We start from the raw sequence: 15,268 nt of genomic DNA, 5'->3' as shown, positions 1-15,268 counted from the left end.
GGTATCGCCGGTAGCGCCTGTCGCTCCAGTTGCACCTGTCGAGCCGGTGGCGCCCGTTGCTCCGGTATCACCCGTGGAGCCGGTCGCGCCTGTGGCGCCGGTTGCTCCCGTCGCGCCGGTCGAGCCGGTGGCGCCTGTTGCTCCGGTATCGCCGGTGGCGCCGGTCGCACCCGTAGCGCCGGTCCCACCTGTAGCGCCGGCCGCTCCAGTCGAGCCCGTTGCTCCGGTATCACCCGTAGCGCCAGTCGCACCTGTAGCGCCGGTTGCGCCGGTTGCTCCAGTCGCACCAGTAGCGCCGGTCGCACCCGAAGCTCCGGTATCGCCGGTGGCGCCCGTTGCACCGGTCGCACCTGTGGCGCCCGTCGCACCCGCGCCGGTTGCGCCCGTCGCGCCTGTTGCTCCGGTGGCGCCGGTCGCGCCCGTTGCACCCGCGCCCGTGGCGCCGGTCGCACCCGTGGGGCCGGTCGCGCCAGCCGGGCCGGTCGGGCCTACTTGACTCGTGACGGCGAGACTGCCCCCATTGAATGTATCGCCATTGTCACCATTGTTACCAGCGTCGGTCGCAAAATTGTAAGTATTACCGGCGGCAGGCGTTAGCGTACCGTATAGCTCGAAGCCGCTGGTGTAAATTTGATAAGTATGGGTTGTATCAGGTACTGTAATAGTTATTGCAAAATTGAACGCCACGCCATTGTTCGACTGAGGAAGAACGAAACTTCCAACAATGGTATCTGGATTGGCAGTAGTATCAATGAGATAAAACGTATTTATGCTTTTACTGTTGCCATCGGCTACAGTGCCGGTAAGCGTCAGATTACCCGCCACCAGGAGCCCGATGTAACTTGCTACGCCAACTGGGGTCAGCGGCGGCAGGGGCGCCGACGCGCCCGCACGTGCGGGTAGTTCCCAAGCACCGCCCAGGACTGCCGCACCGACAAGCGAACTGGACGCGCAGACATCCACGCCGACGGCCGCTTCCAAAGCGTCGACGAACGCATCGCCTGCCCTTCCCAGCGCCGTCTCGCAGCTCCATAGCCGCAGTTCGCCGTCCGCAGCGAGCGCCCTGCCGATTGCGGCGAATTCCTCAGCCGCGCCCTTCAACGTCCCGACCGACCATTCTCCTGAAGCGAAATTAACCCGACCCGGCGCGCCATGCGCGATGATGTGGACCGCGCGGAGCTCTTCGTGCCCTCTCAGCGCCGCAGCCATCTGCGCCGCCGGCGCTTGACGGCCATCGAGCAGGATAGCCTGGACCCCCGGCCGGACGTTGCTCAGAACAGTCTCGAGATCGGAGATCGAAGGATCCACAAAGAGAATTTCAGAGGCACGGGCCATGACTGGCTCCTGTTCGCTTCCAATTCATTTCAAAAGGGAAACCGCCCACCGGCTTAGTCGGCGAGCGGCGCGGAAACGGCGCTTGGCCGCGGTCATCTTCCGGACGGCCCGACGGCGCCGCTTGGGCGGCCAACGAGGGGGGCCTCCACGCGGAGGAAACCGGAGGCTTGGAAATTCCCGCCATCGTCAAATGTCCCGATCGCGAGAGAGCCGGCGGTGCTCGGAACCTTCACGGTTATTGCGACAGCGTGGCTTCGCTTGACGGCGGCGGGAAGAATGACCTGGCCGACGATCGCGTTCTTGGCGGCATCCAGAATGAAATAGGTTATATGCTCGGTCGCGTCGCCGATGGGCAAAACGCCCCTAACGGTCACGTCCATTGCAGTAGACGAAGTTGCGTAGGTCATCATGCACTCCCCGATTAGCGGCGGCTGATGCCGCGGCTTCTCCTGCTTGACACTTGATTTTCAATCACCGCAGTGCTGCCCCCGACCCGACGGGCTTGGCCGCAAGGCCGCACGAAAGCTCGCGCGCGAAGACGTGATGGGCTGCAGCCTTTGCTCCAGACGACTCCTGGTCCGATCGGCCGGCAACAAGTCGCAGACGGCGCCGTTCGCCGACGGCCTCGGTTTGAACAGCTCTGTTGAGATTTGGTTTGGATGCGGGGCACGGGAGCCAATCCGCCGCACCTTGCAGCAACAAATTTCCCGCCGGCGCATAGATGGGCACGGGCTGCGCCGCTCAGTTGCGGATAGGTTTGAAGTTTGTCGAAGCGGCGGGCTTCAAACTCCCTGGGAAACGCACGTGATATCACGTGATACACGATCCACTCCCGTCACAGCCGACGCCGATCTCTTGGCGAAAACTCGCGAGAGAGCTCCGGAGTGGAAAAACCCGTTCGACCCGAACAAAAAAGACAAACGCTCACTCGGCCGCGCGCTCACCAACGCACGTGCCTTAGTCGTCCGCGACTTTGGCCTTGCTACTCCGGAACCCTCTGGCTTGACTCCCCTACGACTTCCGCAGAATGCCAGCTACCCACGACCTGTGGGCCCCCCCTCACAGCAGCAAATTAGTAAATTTGAAAATTAGCGATCTGTAAACTATGGAAGCGACTAAACCGGCCTACCTCGAAAGTATTAGGTCGGGAAATATTACAAACCGCAACTCTAGAAAATATTTTTGAAATCCATACCTTAACCCTCACCCGGGAACTTGCGTCAAACCCAGAAACGTGATCGGGATCGAGCTCCCGCTATCCCATTTCGGGGTGGCGATGGGGTCGACGCCAAGCACCGCTTCGTCGATCTTGACGTCGCTCGGCAAATGGCGGTGAAGTGAGCGGAGATCGTCTGAGGACCTTGGCCGCTCCGGTGGCGGGACAAGTAGACAATAGGAGCTTCGAGACGGCTCCGCGAATTCATCCGCGGCACGCAGAGAATGGCATTGCTTGAACGTCGCGCAACGTCAGAGCGAGAGATGGCAATTTCACGGATGACCACTGGCAAGCGACTTTGCCTGAACATGATCGTCAAGAACGAGATGGCGAACCTGCAGCGCTGTCTGGGGGCGGTTGTCGACCACATCGACTGCTGGGTCATCGGCGACACCGGGTCGACCGACGGGACCCAGGATTACATCAGGGCTTTCTTCGCCGATCGCGACCTGCCCGGCGAGTTGCATCAGTTCCCTTTCGAAAATTTCGAGCAGGCCCGCAACGCCGCGCTCGATCATGCGTATGCTTCGCCGCTCGTCTATGATTATCTGCTTTTTGACGACGCCGACATGGAGTTGGTCGTCGAGGACGCGGGCTTCAGGGCGCAGCTCGACTGTCCCGGCTATCGGCTGCTCCAGCGCTCCGGTTCCGACCTCGCCTATTGGAACACCCGCATCGTCAGGCGCGATACCGGCGCCCGCTACCGTGGCGTGACGCATGAATATCTCGACGTTCCCGGCGACGTGAAGGAACTGCAGGGCGTTTGGTACAAGGACCACGCCACCGGATCGAACCGCGTCGACAAGTTCGATCGCGACATCAAGCTCCTGCTGGAGGCGCTGGAGAAAGACCCGGAGAACCACCGATACTGGTTTTACCTGGCGCAGTCCTACCGCGACGCCGGACGCACGGCCGAGGCGGCGGTGGCCTACGCCAAACGCGCGGCGATGGGCGGCTGGGACGAGGAAGCATGGAACGCCCGGCTGCAGGAGGCGCGCTGCCTAAGAAAGCTCGGGGACGACGCAGGCTTCATTCGCCAGGCGCTTGCTGCCTTCAATCAGCGCCCGCAACGTACCGAACCCCTCTACGACCTCGCGCGGTTCCATCGCGAGAAGGGGATGAATGACGCCAGCGTGCTGTTTTCGGAAGCCGGTCTGGCGATCAGGAAACCGGAGCAAGACATCCTGTTTCTCGAGGATTTCATCTACACGACGGGCCTTCGCGAGGAATACGCGATCGCGGCAAACTACGCCAGCGATCCATTGCGCAAGGACCGCGGGTTCGCAGTGTGCAATTGGCTGGCGCTGAGCCGCAGCATCGCCGACGGTTCCCGCGATCTGGCGCGCTCCAACCTGTTCTTCTACATCGAGCCCGCCAAGACGATGATGCCATCGTTCACTGCTCAACCGGTCGGCTTCGTGCCGCCCGACGGCTATCGGCTCTCAAACCCCTCCGTGGCTCGCTGGGACAACCAGATCGTAGTGCTGCAGGGGGCCATCACCTTGGCGGAGGCGGAAGAGAACCTCCGGGCTCGAGCGCCGGATCGAGCGGCGGTGCACACACGCAATTTCTTGCTGCGCATCGACAGCGAATTCGGGATCGCGTCGGCCGACGAGATTTCACAGCCGACCGACTTGCCGCGACCTGCTTACGGCTGCGGCCTCGAGGCCATGCGTCCGTTTGCCTGGGAGGGGCAATTGTGGAGCAGCGCCTATATGCGCGCGTCGGCCGCAGAAGGCGAACCAGTCATCGCGCGCATCGACCATGGCGGGCCTGCACCATACCGGATGACCGACTGGCGCGTGCTCCGGCCGATCGGTGCGAAGGTGAACGGCAACAACTGGCTCCCCCTCGTCAAGCCGGCTGGCATCGGCACCGACCGGGAGCGGCTGCAGTTCGTTTCTGTGGGTGATTCCATCCGCATTGTCGGCGATCAAGGGCAGACGATATCGGAAAAGCCGTCTTCCGTCGCTGCCGACCAGCTCAAGGGAGGCACCCAGGCGATTGCCTTCGAAGGCGGATGGCTGACACTCGCGCACGAGACGCGGGCAAGGCCGGACGGGGCTCAGCCATACTGCCAGCACCGCTTCGTCTGGTTGGACGAAACAGGTTGCTTGGCAAAGATCAGCCGGCCGTTCTTCTTCAATGAAAAGGGGGGTGAATTTGCCGCCGGCCTAGCCTGGCACCCAAAAGACGAGCGCCTGCTGATTTCGTACGGCGTCGCCGAGAGCGAAGCGTGGATCGCCGCCGTCGATGCCTCGGAGGTAAGCTCGCTGCTGGAGAGGACCGACTATTTGTTCGCAAGCGAGGCATATTGGAGCTCACTTGCGACGACGTCGGCGGAGGGTGCGACCATACAAATTGCGGCGGCTCAGCAGCGCAAAGAACCCGGCGACCTCCATCAACAAACCCGGCCTGACAGCGGACTCCCGAAGGAGGCGAGCAGGATTGTCCTCTCCGGCAATGCGAAAGGCACAGAGGAGGTCCTGCTCGAGCTGGCGCCGTTCCTTCGCTTCGCAGACTCGCCGCATGAGCGTCGCGATCAATCCTGGGCGTTCGATAGCCGGATAGCCCCCTTCCTGGACAGGGGAGATGCCGCGCTGCCTCAGATCCACTGCTTTTACGAGGTGCTTTCCGACACTGCGAAGCATCTGACCTTGATTGCCGCCACCACGTCGATGCGCGCCGCAGGCCATCCCGTGAGGGTCTGGAGCTACTCGCCGAACAAGCTTCAATTCCTCGTGCCGCTCGGCGTCGAGGTACGCGCCGCGGATGACGTGATGCCGCGCAGCTTGTTCGAGCGAATGGTCGCCGGCTCCGAGATCCGCTATTTCAGCGACGCCTTTCGCTACGCCGTGCTTTACGAACATGGCGGGTTGTGGATGGATTGCGACGTGGTCATGCTGCGACCGTTTCCGTTCCGCGGCGATTACTTTTTCAATCTGCAATGGCGCGGCGGGCACCAAGGCCACTTCGTCTGCGGCAACGTCATCTATGCCGAAGCCTTCAGCCCCCATTTGAGAGCGCTCTACGAGATGTCAATCGAGCGCTTCTTCGGTGCAAGCGGCAAGGGGTTCGGCGAGATCGGCCCGAAACTGCTCTCCGACTACATCGCTTCGGATCAAGGCGCCGAGCTGCGCGATTGGGTCTTCGGGCCAATGTTCTTTAACGCGATCGATTGGACCGAGATAGGCGAGTTCGAAAAGCCACTCGCCGATGTGGCTGTCTACCTGAATGATGAGCGTGTCTTCGGAACACACCTGTGGACGGCACGAAATGAGGCTCGCTCGGGCGGGGAAGGAGCGCCGCTCATCTCCTTGCTGGTCGAGCCGCTGCGGAGCTTTCCCACACTCATCGATCTTGCTGATCGCTTCAACACCGACAAGAACCGCCATACCGGCAACCGGCATGCTTACGCACGCGTCTACGAGCGGCTGCTGTCGAGCCGGAGACTTTCCATGCGGAGGCTATTGGAGATCGGCCTCTGTCGCATCGCGGCGGAAGGCAACCAGTCCGAGACGCCCTCGGTCGCGCTCTGGCAGTCCTATTTTCCTTACGCCGAGGTGATCGGTGTCGACCTGACGGATTTTTCTCAGTTCAACAATGAGAGGTTCAAGTCTTTCGTTTGCGATCAATCCAAGCTGGAGGATCTGCGCTCCGTCGCGGCGAAGCTGGAACCGGGCTCGCTTGACGTGATTATCGACGACGGCAGCCACGCCTCGTTCGACGAGCAACTGACGCTGCGCGAATTCTTCCCGCTGCTCGCAGAGGGTGGATGGTATTTCATCGAAGACCTCGACTGGCAGCCAACAGGCGAAAATGCCGGTGAAATCACACTCACCAAGCATATCTTGCGAGAAATCCAACAGCACGGCACGGCCCGATCAATCGACCCGGTCGGTATCAGCGACCTTGCCGATCAGTTTGCCGAAATCCGGTTCTTCGACAGCCATTTCGAGCTTAGCCAGGCAAAATTGCTCGGAGGGCTAGTGGCGATCCGCAAGCGCGGAGGCGTCGGCCTTGTTCGATGAGCGTCACAGGGCGGTGCGGTCGGGTTCGGGCGAGTCCAGCCGTTCAGCGGGAGGTCGCTTAGCGACTGCGTCCAATCGCGGACCCCTTCCTTGAAGATAGCGGTCTACACCATCGCGTTGAACGAAGCCGCACATGTCGAGAGGTGGGCAAATTCGGCCGTCGGCGCCGACTATCGGATAGTCGCCGACACCGGCAGCACCGACGACACGGTATCCCGACTGATCAACGCCGGCGTCACCGTGCACCGGATCGCGGTCCGCCCATGGCGCTTCGATGACGCCCGAAATGCCGCGCTGGCACTCATCCCCGCCGACGTCGACGTGTGCTGCACGATGGACATGGACCGTTTCCTCGAGCCCGGCTGGCGCCCCAAGCTGGAGGCGGCCTGGAGACCCGAAACGACAGCCCTCTATTGCCAGACGATCTATAGAGCGAGTGTCGACGACCCCAGACCGTTGCGGCAATGGGCCACCAAGAATTTTCACCATCGCTGGGGATATCGCTTCAAGCGCCCCGTCCATGAGGCCCTCGTCTTCACCGGAGAAAGGGAGGTGGTCACGACCAGCAACGACCTGGTCATGTTCGAGGTGCAGGACCTGGCCAAACCAACCAGGAGCAGCTACCTGCCTCTGATGGAGGTTGCCTACAAGGAAGATCCCGACGACGCACAGATGTGTTTCTGGCTCGGGCGGGACCTGATGTGGGCGAACCGGCCCGACGAGGCCGTTCAATTGCTTGAGCGCTACCTTGGCTTGCCGACAAGCACCTGGGGCGAGGAACGGTCAGAAGCGATGCGCTACATCGCACGCATGATGCCGGACCAGAGATTGGTGTGGTTGGACAAAGCGCGAATGGAAGCGCCGCATCGGCGCGAGATCTGGGCCGACCTTGCGGAGGAACTCCACGGCAGGGCCGACTGGTTGAATCTGTTCTGGGCGTGCAGCAACGGAATCGAAAACACCCGTCGCACCGGAAGCTATCTCGATGACCCGAACTGCTGGGGCTTTCGGCTGTTTGATCTGGGCGCCATCGCCTCATGGCACCTGAATGCGATGGACCGTGCTGTGGAATGGGGGCAGATGGCGCTCGAGCTTGACCCGGGCAATGAGCGTCTCAGGAACAACCTCGATTTCTTCATTCGGCGCCGGCACGAAGATCGAGCAGCGCCGCTCGGCGAAGAAGGTGTTCGGTGAAGGCTATCGGTTGCCTGACGGGACGGACTGGCCGACTGCGGTCAACGCCAGCCTCTCGCTCACGTATTGATCCGTACCGATTCCTCCGGCCGTTCGTCACTGATGACAAGCGGCGGCAAGCACACATAGGCTTTGAGCGAGGGCATCACGCCCGCCATGATGCAATCGATGCCTGCATTGTTCAGCCTTAGGCCGAAGCCTGCAAAATCCACGATCATCGGCCGTATCGGAAGGCACCACTCCAACAGCGCGCGCGCGCCACGTGGCGAGACGGAGTAACAAACCGTGCCGAGCAGATAGCGCGCTCGAAGCAGAGCAGGTTCGATTGCCGCCTCCTGGAAGTCAGCAATATGCGTCATGACTTCGCCCGGAAAGAACTCCAGCCTCGCACCGGTTCCGCCAGGAAGGGCATCTAGCCAGGCATAGCATCGCAGACTTGCACTCCACAGGATGAAATCCCACTCGGCCGGGATGTTCGCCAAGAGCGCGTTCGTATGTCGTTCGAACTCGCGAGAGAAGATCGCATCATCTTCGGCAACCGTTATCACCTTGTGCCGACCGACGGCCTCTCTCCAGAGCGTCACGTGCGAGATGGCGCAGCCCAGACTCCCAGGCGCATACTCCAAATCCGAACTGATAACCCCACGCTCTATCAGCTTGTCGCGGTCGATGGATTTTCCGTCAAATCCGGAGAACCTCCGGACTTCCGGCAGGTGCGAGTTCAACTTGCGAAATTTATCCAGCCGCCCGACACTTCGATCGAGATTGATTACATAAATCTCCGACATGACGCTTTTAGCCCCATTTTGGCGATGGTTCGTCCATTCACTCACTTTGCATCGAGCGAACCAGCTTGCGCCCCGGCCTCCACTTGAGAGAACTTCAAGTCTAGCCGGATCGGTGGTAGCTGGCGAGACGGCCTGGACCAGGCATTCGAACTTTTGGAGGATTTGCGTCCGGCAACTGGAGAGGCTATGAGGCGCCGAGATTTGGCGGTTGGCATCATCGTTGCGGCAGCATCGGCTACCGCAATGGCAAAGTTTTCGGCCATCCTGGACCCGGGCTATGCAGCTATGCCATCCCCCCGGAATAAGACACCCGCGACGCTTCTGTCCGCCCCGCTCGAACTCGCGGGCAATTGGGGCCGCATGCTCCCGCAAGCGGCAGAACAGGTCGTTGAAAAGGCGCGGCGCGTCTGCCTAGACGGCATCCGACTGCTGTCTGATCGCCAGCCGGCAAGGCTCCGCGTCGACCGCCATGGCACCGGACAGCCGGCGATCTGGCTGCATCCCGACGGCAGCAGTATGGCCTGGATCATTGTCGACATCGGCGAACGGGACTGGTCGAAGCTTGCCTACCAGTTCGGCCATGAACTCGGCCATGTGCTTGCCAACAGCTGGCAGGCCGATGCGAAGCCGGCACCGCCTTGCCAATGGCTGGAGGAAGCTATGGTGGAGGCCTTCTCGCTGCGAGGCCTGGGACGCCTAGCGAAAGACTGGAAACAGGACCCGCCTTTCGCAGGTGACAACGCTTTCGGCGATGCCATTGCCGAATATCGCGAGAACGTCATCAAACGCTATACCGCGCTCGCCGACAGCCAGGGGCTAACCCGAAATGCTGCGACGTGGTTCGCCGACCACCGAAACGAGATCGAAATTCCAGGTCTCAATCCGTTCGCGCAAGCAATGTGCCCGACTATTCTCGCAGAATACGAACAGGTTCCCGATTGCGTTGAGGCGCTGGGCGCGCTCAACCGCTGGCCTGGCCGCAGCGGGGTTCCAATCGCCGAATATCTCCGCCGATGGAAAAAGAGCTGTACCGAATTGCACGCCTCGCCGCACCTGCCGGTCCGACTCCAGCAATTGTTGCATGTTACCCGGGAGCGACGCTAACCAAAGCTCGGCAATGTGGCGGGAATCTTGTGATCGGACACATACGGGGGCCTGCGCGGACGCTACGGGTTTCCAACAAAACAGGGTCCAGAACGCCCAAGCCGGCAGTTGGTCAGCGGCCGTCCGTATGTCGTGGCTGATGTGGAAGGGATTGTTGCTTGGCGGCGTCCGGATCGGTCTCCTTCGCCTTCGGCTCGGAGTGTCGCCGACCATATACAAGCCTGAACACAATCGCGAGATAGCCGACCTGCAACAGAAGCGCGGCTAGGAGGCTCCAGGCAATGCTCATCCAGACGGACCCCGTGGCCTCATAGGCCCAGGTTCCGACTACGCTCGACGTGATCAGCATTCCGACCAGAAACTGAGGAAAGTACATCTCCCCAATCCTGCTTCCAGGCACTCGAGGCGAAAATTTCACTATTTTAGCAATCGAGCAAGTATCGCCATCTGTACCAATTTCGACGCAGCACCGAGTTTCTCATTCGAGCAGCACGGTAACGGACGACGCTGGAACGTCAGGTCGAAGCTTGGAGGATGACGTGTTCCTAGGTGAATTCCGAGTTGGAAGGCGAGCGGATGTCCGGCGGGTGGCGATGTCAAACAAGGTCGCCAGCGTGTACACCCGCCGGGGAGTGAGCGACCGACGAAGATGTGGGGACTTTGCGTGGGCCTTTCTGCACCGATTCCTGCCGCAGTACGCCGTTCGTTTCGCTTTTCCATTTCTCCCCCGAAACGAAGACGTAAGCCTTACCCGCGAACTCGCCATTAGAAGGACGCAAAAAGGCGGACCAGGGAATACCGGGTCCGCCTTGTCTGCCGACGGGCTTCGGGGAAGAAGGCTGGGTTCGACAAACTATCCGAGGCAATCTCAGCTGGACAATGAGAGAATTCTTGCGGCCGCGCGCCAAGCTGGCCGGCTGGTGGTGGTGGCGGAAAACCACACCGTCATAGGCGGACTGGGTGAAAGTGTCGCCGCATTGCTTATGCGCGAGGGCGTGACACCCGCCTTTCGGCAGATCGCCCTTCCCGACGAGTTTTTGGACGCCGGTGCTCTGCCGACACTTCACGATCGGTACGGCATCTCGACAACTGAGGTCGTGCGCCGTATTCGCTAATGGACGGGTAAGTGAGGCACGATCTCGGCTCTGCTCTTGATGACGGTGATCGGCAGCCGTAACGCCACCAGGAGCGATTTCGATCAGGTCGCCGCATCGATCCGGGACGGCGAAATACCGATTACCAGGCTCGTGACCCACCGGACCACTCTGGCCAAGAGCCCTCACGACATTGCGCGCTGGTCACGCGAGAAGGCTGGGCTGATCAAGGCTGTCATCGCCGTCCACGACAGGTCCTGACCAGCTGACGTAAGGGCCAGCAGTCTCTTGCGAGCGGCGCCTTACCCATTTGGCGCTGTGCGAACGGCATCCGCTGCGCCAAGCCCGACGACCGGGATGTCCCGGTCATCACTTCCGAGACAGTCTTCCAATCTTCAAGCCGGGGAGGCGTCGGGGAGACCAGCGAACTCAGCGCTGTTGCCAAAAATATGCTCAACCTGGTCGGGAAGCAGAACCCCCGCTTCTTCAACGACTTGGCGTAAGGTCCTCTTCCCTGCCAAAGCGCGCTTGGACAATTCGGCTGCTTTGCCGTAGCCGATCAGTTTTGCTAAGGGCGTTGCCAGAACGAGGGATTGATCAAGCAGCGCTCTGCAACGATCAAAATCGACTTCGATCCCGTCCACGCAGCGCTCTTTGAAAATCCGCATTCCTCTCGTCAACAACCGCATGGATTGCAGGATGTTCAAGACGATCACCGGCTCCATTGCATTCAACTGAAGCTGGCCCGCGCTTGCGGCCAGTGTCACGGTAAGATCGTTGCCAATCACCTGGAAGCTGAGTTGGTTCACCATCTCAGGAATGACGGGATTGATTTTACCCGGCATGATCGAAGAGCCGGCCTGCACGGGTGGCAATCGAATCTCGCCCAGTCCGCCAAGCGGCCCACTGCTAAGCAGGCGCAAATCGTTGCAGATCTTGGTCAGCTTGACTGCGATGCGCTTCAGCACGCCCGAAAAGGAAACGAAGCCGCCGGTGTCCGACGTTGCCTCGATGAAATTACGGGCAGCAACAAGCTGAATGCCTGATATTCGCGACAGATGACCGCAAACGATGCCTGGGAACTCGCGGGGCACGTTAATCGAGGTGCCGATCGCCGAGCCCCCAAGGTTGATTTCCAACAACAATCTCGCGACCGACTGAAGTTGGACGATATCTTCGTCGATGAGTTCAGCAAAGGCTTCGAACTCCTGCCCAACTGTCATGGGCACCGCGTCCTGAAGCTGAGTTCGGCCAACCTTGAGCTCATTCGCGTGCTGGAGCGCCTTGGCGCGAAACGCATCACGCAAATTGACTTGTGCCGATACGAGCCCGTCGCAGGCCCGCAAAACCGTCAGACGGATTGCGGTCGGATACACATCGTTTGTCGACTGGGAAAGGTTTACGTCGTCGTTGGGGTGCAGCCTTGCGTAATCGCCAATTTTGGCGCCGAGTTTGATCAGGGCCAGGTTGGTCACAACCTCGTTGACGTTCATGTTTGTCGACGTACCGGCCCCTCCCTGCATCATGTCAACCGGGAAGTTTTCTTCGATCCCCTTCAGTTCGATGATATCGTCGCACGCATCTGAGATAGCCTGGGCCTTTTCGGGCGAGAGCAGTCCGAGTTCCATGTTTGCAAGACAAGCAGCCTTTTTCACCATCGCCATCGACTGGATGAACTCGGGAAAATCCTTCAGCCGCAGCCCGGACACATCGAAGTTCTGTTCTGCTCGACGGGTGTGCACGCCATAGAGCACGTGGCCCGGTACAGCGAGCGGTCCGATCAGATCCGTTTCGATACGGTCGGCAATCATGGTTGCTAACTCCGCTCAGCCAAGACCTCGGGCGTCACCCACACAGGTGCAAGATTCACAAGTCTGGATACTAAGATGAGGTCCTCACGACCGGCTGATGACGGCGCCAGCCTTGATGGCGAGCGCCGCGATAGTCAGTGCCGGGTTGACGGCCGCGGATGTCGGAAGCACAGAAGCGTCGGTTACATAGAGGTTTGCAATTTCGTGGGAACGGCAATCAGGCGACACAACCGACGTCTCCGGATCGCTTCCAAGCCTGGCAGTGCCACACTGGTGCGAAGTCGTCTTTCTGCCGAAGGTTCGAGTAAGAACGATGGGGAAGCCCGCCCTTCGCATCACACCTCGCGTCCTGCGGATCAGCAGCTCGTGCGCTCCCATGTTGCTGCGAACCCAATGCATGACGATGCGGCCATTCTGAACCGTGACCCGGCTCTCTGGATTGGGCAGGTCCTCGCTGGTCAAGAACCAGCCATAGCAATTGCGGGCTATCAGCCCCGCCAGCCACCGTGGCAGCAAGGGCGCGTTCGCCTTGAGGATGTTACCCGTGATATGTCCAAGCAATTGCACGTTGCCAAGCGGGAAACCTGTTTCCGGATCGGCGTTATAGAAGTCGTTGAATGCCAGGGTCTTCTGGTAGACCGACGTATTGGCCGACCGCGGATCGATCGCCAGCATGGCGGTGGTGTTGTGGTTCATGAAGTTGCGGCCGAGTTGGTCGGAGCCGTTGGCCAGCCCGCGCGGATGCGCGGCATTCGCCGACCGCAGCAAGAGTGCCGCGCTTTGGACCGCACCAGCCGCAACGGCGAAGACGCCAGCGCTGATCCGCCGCTCAACTCCATCCTTGAAAAACACCGCGGCAGTCACCTTGCGACCCGTCGGATCGGTTTCCAGCCGTACGACACTGGCCCCGGTCACGAGACTGACGTTGCTGCTGTTCAACGCGGCAGTCAGCGGTCCAACTTCGGCGTCGATCTTGCCGGAACCCGTGTTGGGAAACGCATCCCAACCGGTCTTTGCGCGGCGAAGCCACTCATTGATGTCGATAGCCAGGGGAAGGCTGGCTGGATGGATCCCCGCCTCTTTCAAGCGAGCGCGCACGGCCGCTATGGCCGGCTCGTCGGGTACCGGCGGAAAACGGTAAGGACCGGTGCGCGGCGGCTCGGTGGGATCCTGCGTGGGGTCACCCCGCACCTTGAAAATCGCCTCGGCTCGCTCGTACCAGGGCTCGAGCTCCTCGTAGGTGATCGGCCATCCAGGCGAGGCGCCGTCCATGTGCGGGCGGGGCGAGAAATCCTCAAGCCTGTAGCGGTACATCACCGCGCCGAAGAATTTGGAATTGCCTCCAACATAGTAATAGTTGCCGGGCAGGAAAGCCTGCCCATCGTCGCCGAGCCACTCTTCGGTCGAACGGTAGAAGCCCTCGAGAAATATCGCCCGGTCGTCGCGCGCCTGGGGCGCGTCGCGCAGGTGCTCGCCACGTTCCAGAATCACGATGCGCCTGCCGGTGCCGGCCAGGCTATGGGCCAGGGAAGCGCCTCCTATGCCTGACCCGATAATGACGATATCAGCTGTTTGATCCACGTCGATGCCTCAGTCTATGCGTTGCTCATTGTCGGCATCGAACAGCACGATCTTGCCAGTATCGACCGCGAGGGTCGCCGAAGTGCGGGCTGCCACGGCCCTTGGCGGCACACGAGCTGTGACTTCGACCCCGCCTGCCTGGAAAAGAGCAAGCGTATCGGGGCCCGTAGGCTCGACAACGTCGATGTTTACCGTGACCGCTTGCGCGGCTTGAGCGCCGGCGACGCTGAACAACTCCGGACGAACGCCCAGCAGAATACTGCGCCCAGCGTATTTGGCTGCCGCTTGTGAAGACAAAGGGATGCCTGAGAGGCGGGCAGCCGCCCCACCTGGGACGTCGATCACCGCGACTGGCCGACCGTCTTCCACGTCAAGTCTCGCCGGAACGATGTTCATGGAGGGCGAGCCCACGAACTTGGCCACGTATACGTTCGCCGGCCGGTCGTAGACCGACTGCGGATCGTCAAGGTGCTGGACCACGCCGTCCTTCATCACGGCAACGCGCGTGGCGAGCGTCATGGCTTCGATCTGGTCATGCGTGACGTATACGATTGTGGTTCCCAATCGTGCATGAAGACGCTTGATCTCGGTTCGCATGTCGACGCGCAACTTGGCGTCCAGGTTGGATAAAGGTTCGTCGAACAGGAACAGCTTGGGTTGGCGCACGATCGCGCGCCCCATTGCCACGCGCTGGCGCTGGCCTCCCGAGAGTTGCGAGGGCTTCCTGTCCAGAAGATGCGTCATCTGGAGCAGGTCGGCCGCCGTCTTGACCGCCTTGTCCCGCTCGGCTTGCGGCACGCCGCGGATCTTCATGCCGAACTCGATGTTCTGGCGCACGGTCATCGTGGGGTACAGGGCGTAGGACTGGAACACCATGGCGATATCCCTATCTTTCGGCGACAGGTCGTTGACAACCCTCCCGGCGATGCGGATTTCTCCACCTGAGATGTTCTCGAGGCCGGCGATCATGTTGAGCAGTGTAGACTTCCCGCAACCCGAAGGGCCGAGCAGCACCAGGAAGTCGCCGGTGCCGATGGAGATACTGACCTCCTTCAGGACTTCGAGGTCACCGTAGAGCTTGCGGGCCCGATCGATTTCAAGCGTTGACATAGCA

At 60.8% G+C, this 15,268-nt stretch carries 10 protein-coding genes and 2 pseudogenes; 5 read left to right on the top strand and 7 right to left on the bottom strand.

The features are described 5' to 3' along the window. The coding region (locus P9230_RS29900; protein ID WP_127248742.1) for a DUF4347 domain-containing protein at positions 1 to 1,335 on the bottom strand (1,335 nt) is incomplete at its 3' end. A gap of 92 nt (positions 1,336 to 1,427) precedes the next feature. Next, entirely contained in the window at positions 1,428 to 1,745 is a 318-nt protein-coding gene (locus P9230_RS29895) for a hypothetical protein (RefSeq protein WP_095826372.1), read from the bottom strand. Between the two features lie 1,069 nt (positions 1,746 to 2,814). Here P9230_RS29895 and P9230_RS29890 point away from each other — a divergent pair. Both P9230_RS29890 and P9230_RS29885 read left to right on the top strand, forming a co-directional pair. Next, complete coding sequence (locus P9230_RS29890) at positions 2,815 to 6,582, top strand: glycosyltransferase (RefSeq protein ID WP_278121520.1); 3,768 nt, start codon at positions 2,815 to 2,817, stop codon at positions 6,580 to 6,582. Between the two features lie 117 nt (positions 6,583 to 6,699). Beyond that, positions 6,700 to 7,776, top strand: coding sequence for a glycosyltransferase (locus P9230_RS29885; protein WP_278121518.1), 1,077 nt, complete (start codon positions 6,700 to 6,702; stop codon positions 7,774 to 7,776). A gap of 59 nt (positions 7,777 to 7,835) precedes the next feature. On the opposite strand, the gene P9230_RS29880 is transcribed toward P9230_RS29885, so the two are convergent. Next, entirely contained in the window at positions 7,836 to 8,564 is a 729-nt protein-coding gene (locus P9230_RS29880; protein ID WP_278121516.1) for a glycosyltransferase family 25 protein, read from the bottom strand. Between the two features lie 243 nt (positions 8,565 to 8,807). Between P9230_RS29880 and P9230_RS29875 the strand changes: the two genes are divergently transcribed. Next, positions 8,808 to 9,668: a hypothetical protein gene (locus P9230_RS29875; RefSeq protein WP_095802886.1), complete on the top strand. Its 861-nt coding sequence runs from the start codon at positions 8,808 to 8,810 to the stop codon at positions 9,666 to 9,668. 112 nt (positions 9,669 to 9,780) lie between these two features. On the opposite strand, the gene P9230_RS29870 is transcribed toward P9230_RS29875, so the two are convergent. Further along, the gene (locus P9230_RS29870; protein WP_095802875.1) at positions 9,781 to 10,044 is read right to left on the bottom strand and encodes a hypothetical protein; all 264 of its coding nucleotides are present in this window, start codon (positions 10,042 to 10,044) and stop codon (positions 9,781 to 9,783) included. Positions 10,045 to 10,540: 496 nt separating this feature from the next. Here P9230_RS29870 and P9230_RS29865 point away from each other — a divergent pair. Both P9230_RS29865 and P9230_RS29860 read left to right on the top strand, forming a co-directional pair. Further along, positions 10,541 to 10,783 (top strand): annotated as a pseudogene (locus P9230_RS29865) (transketolase C-terminal domain-containing protein); the annotation flags it as partial. Between the two features lie 39 nt (positions 10,784 to 10,822). Further along, positions 10,823 to 11,023 (top strand): annotated as a pseudogene (locus P9230_RS29860) (dehydrogenase); the annotation flags it as partial. A 134-nt stretch (positions 11,024 to 11,157) separates the two neighbouring features. Here P9230_RS29860 and P9230_RS29855 read toward each other — a convergent pair. From P9230_RS29855 to ugpC, 3 genes are all read right to left on the bottom strand, one after another. Further along, positions 11,158 to 12,573, bottom strand: coding sequence for an aspartate ammonia-lyase (locus P9230_RS29855; RefSeq protein ID WP_278121513.1), 1,416 nt, complete (start codon positions 12,571 to 12,573; stop codon positions 11,158 to 11,160). An 84-nt stretch (positions 12,574 to 12,657) separates the two neighbouring features. Next, on the bottom strand, positions 12,658 to 14,154 hold the full coding sequence (locus P9230_RS29850) for a GMC family oxidoreductase (RefSeq protein ID WP_127323591.1): 1,497 nt from the start codon (positions 14,152 to 14,154) through the stop codon (positions 12,658 to 12,660). A gap of 9 nt (positions 14,155 to 14,163) precedes the next feature. Further along, positions 14,164 to 15,264: a sn-glycerol-3-phosphate ABC transporter ATP-binding protein UgpC gene (gene ugpC, locus P9230_RS29845; protein ID WP_278121512.1), complete on the bottom strand. Its 1,101-nt coding sequence runs from the start codon at positions 15,262 to 15,264 to the stop codon at positions 14,164 to 14,166. Positions 15,265 to 15,268: the final 4 nt, after the last annotated feature.

The sequence above is a fragment of the Mesorhizobium sp. WSM4887 genome (assembly GCF_029625865.1).
GTDB lineage: Bacteria > Pseudomonadota > Alphaproteobacteria > Rhizobiales > Rhizobiaceae > Mesorhizobium.
The sequence above is the reverse complement of the archived record's forward strand: the minus strand, read 5'-3'. Positions and strand labels throughout refer to the sequence as shown.

Excerpts from the sequence above, each read along its gene's own strand:
- P9230_RS29890 (WP_278121520.1), top strand. The coding sequence starts at position 2,815 with ATGGCAATTTCACGGATGACCACTGGCAAGCGACTTTGCCTGAACATG.
- P9230_RS29855 (WP_278121513.1), bottom strand. The coding sequence starts at position 12,573 with ATGATTGCCGACCGTATCGAAACGGATCTGATCGGACCGCTCGCTGTA.
- P9230_RS29875 (WP_095802886.1), top strand. The coding sequence starts at position 8,808 with ATGGCAAAGTTTTCGGCCATCCTGGACCCGGGCTATGCAGCTATGCCA.
- P9230_RS29870 (WP_095802875.1), bottom strand. The coding sequence starts at position 10,044 with ATGTACTTTCCTCAGTTTCTGGTCGGAATGCTGATCACGTCGAGCGTA.
- P9230_RS29880 (WP_278121516.1), bottom strand. The coding sequence starts at position 8,564 with ATGTCGGAGATTTATGTAATCAATCTCGATCGAAGTGTCGGGCGGCTG.
- ugpC (WP_278121512.1), bottom strand. The coding sequence starts at position 15,264 with ATGTCAACGCTTGAAATCGATCGGGCCCGCAAGCTCTACGGTGACCTC.
- P9230_RS29895 (WP_095826372.1), bottom strand. The coding sequence starts at position 1,745 with ATGATGACCTACGCAACTTCGTCTACTGCAATGGACGTGACCGTTAGG.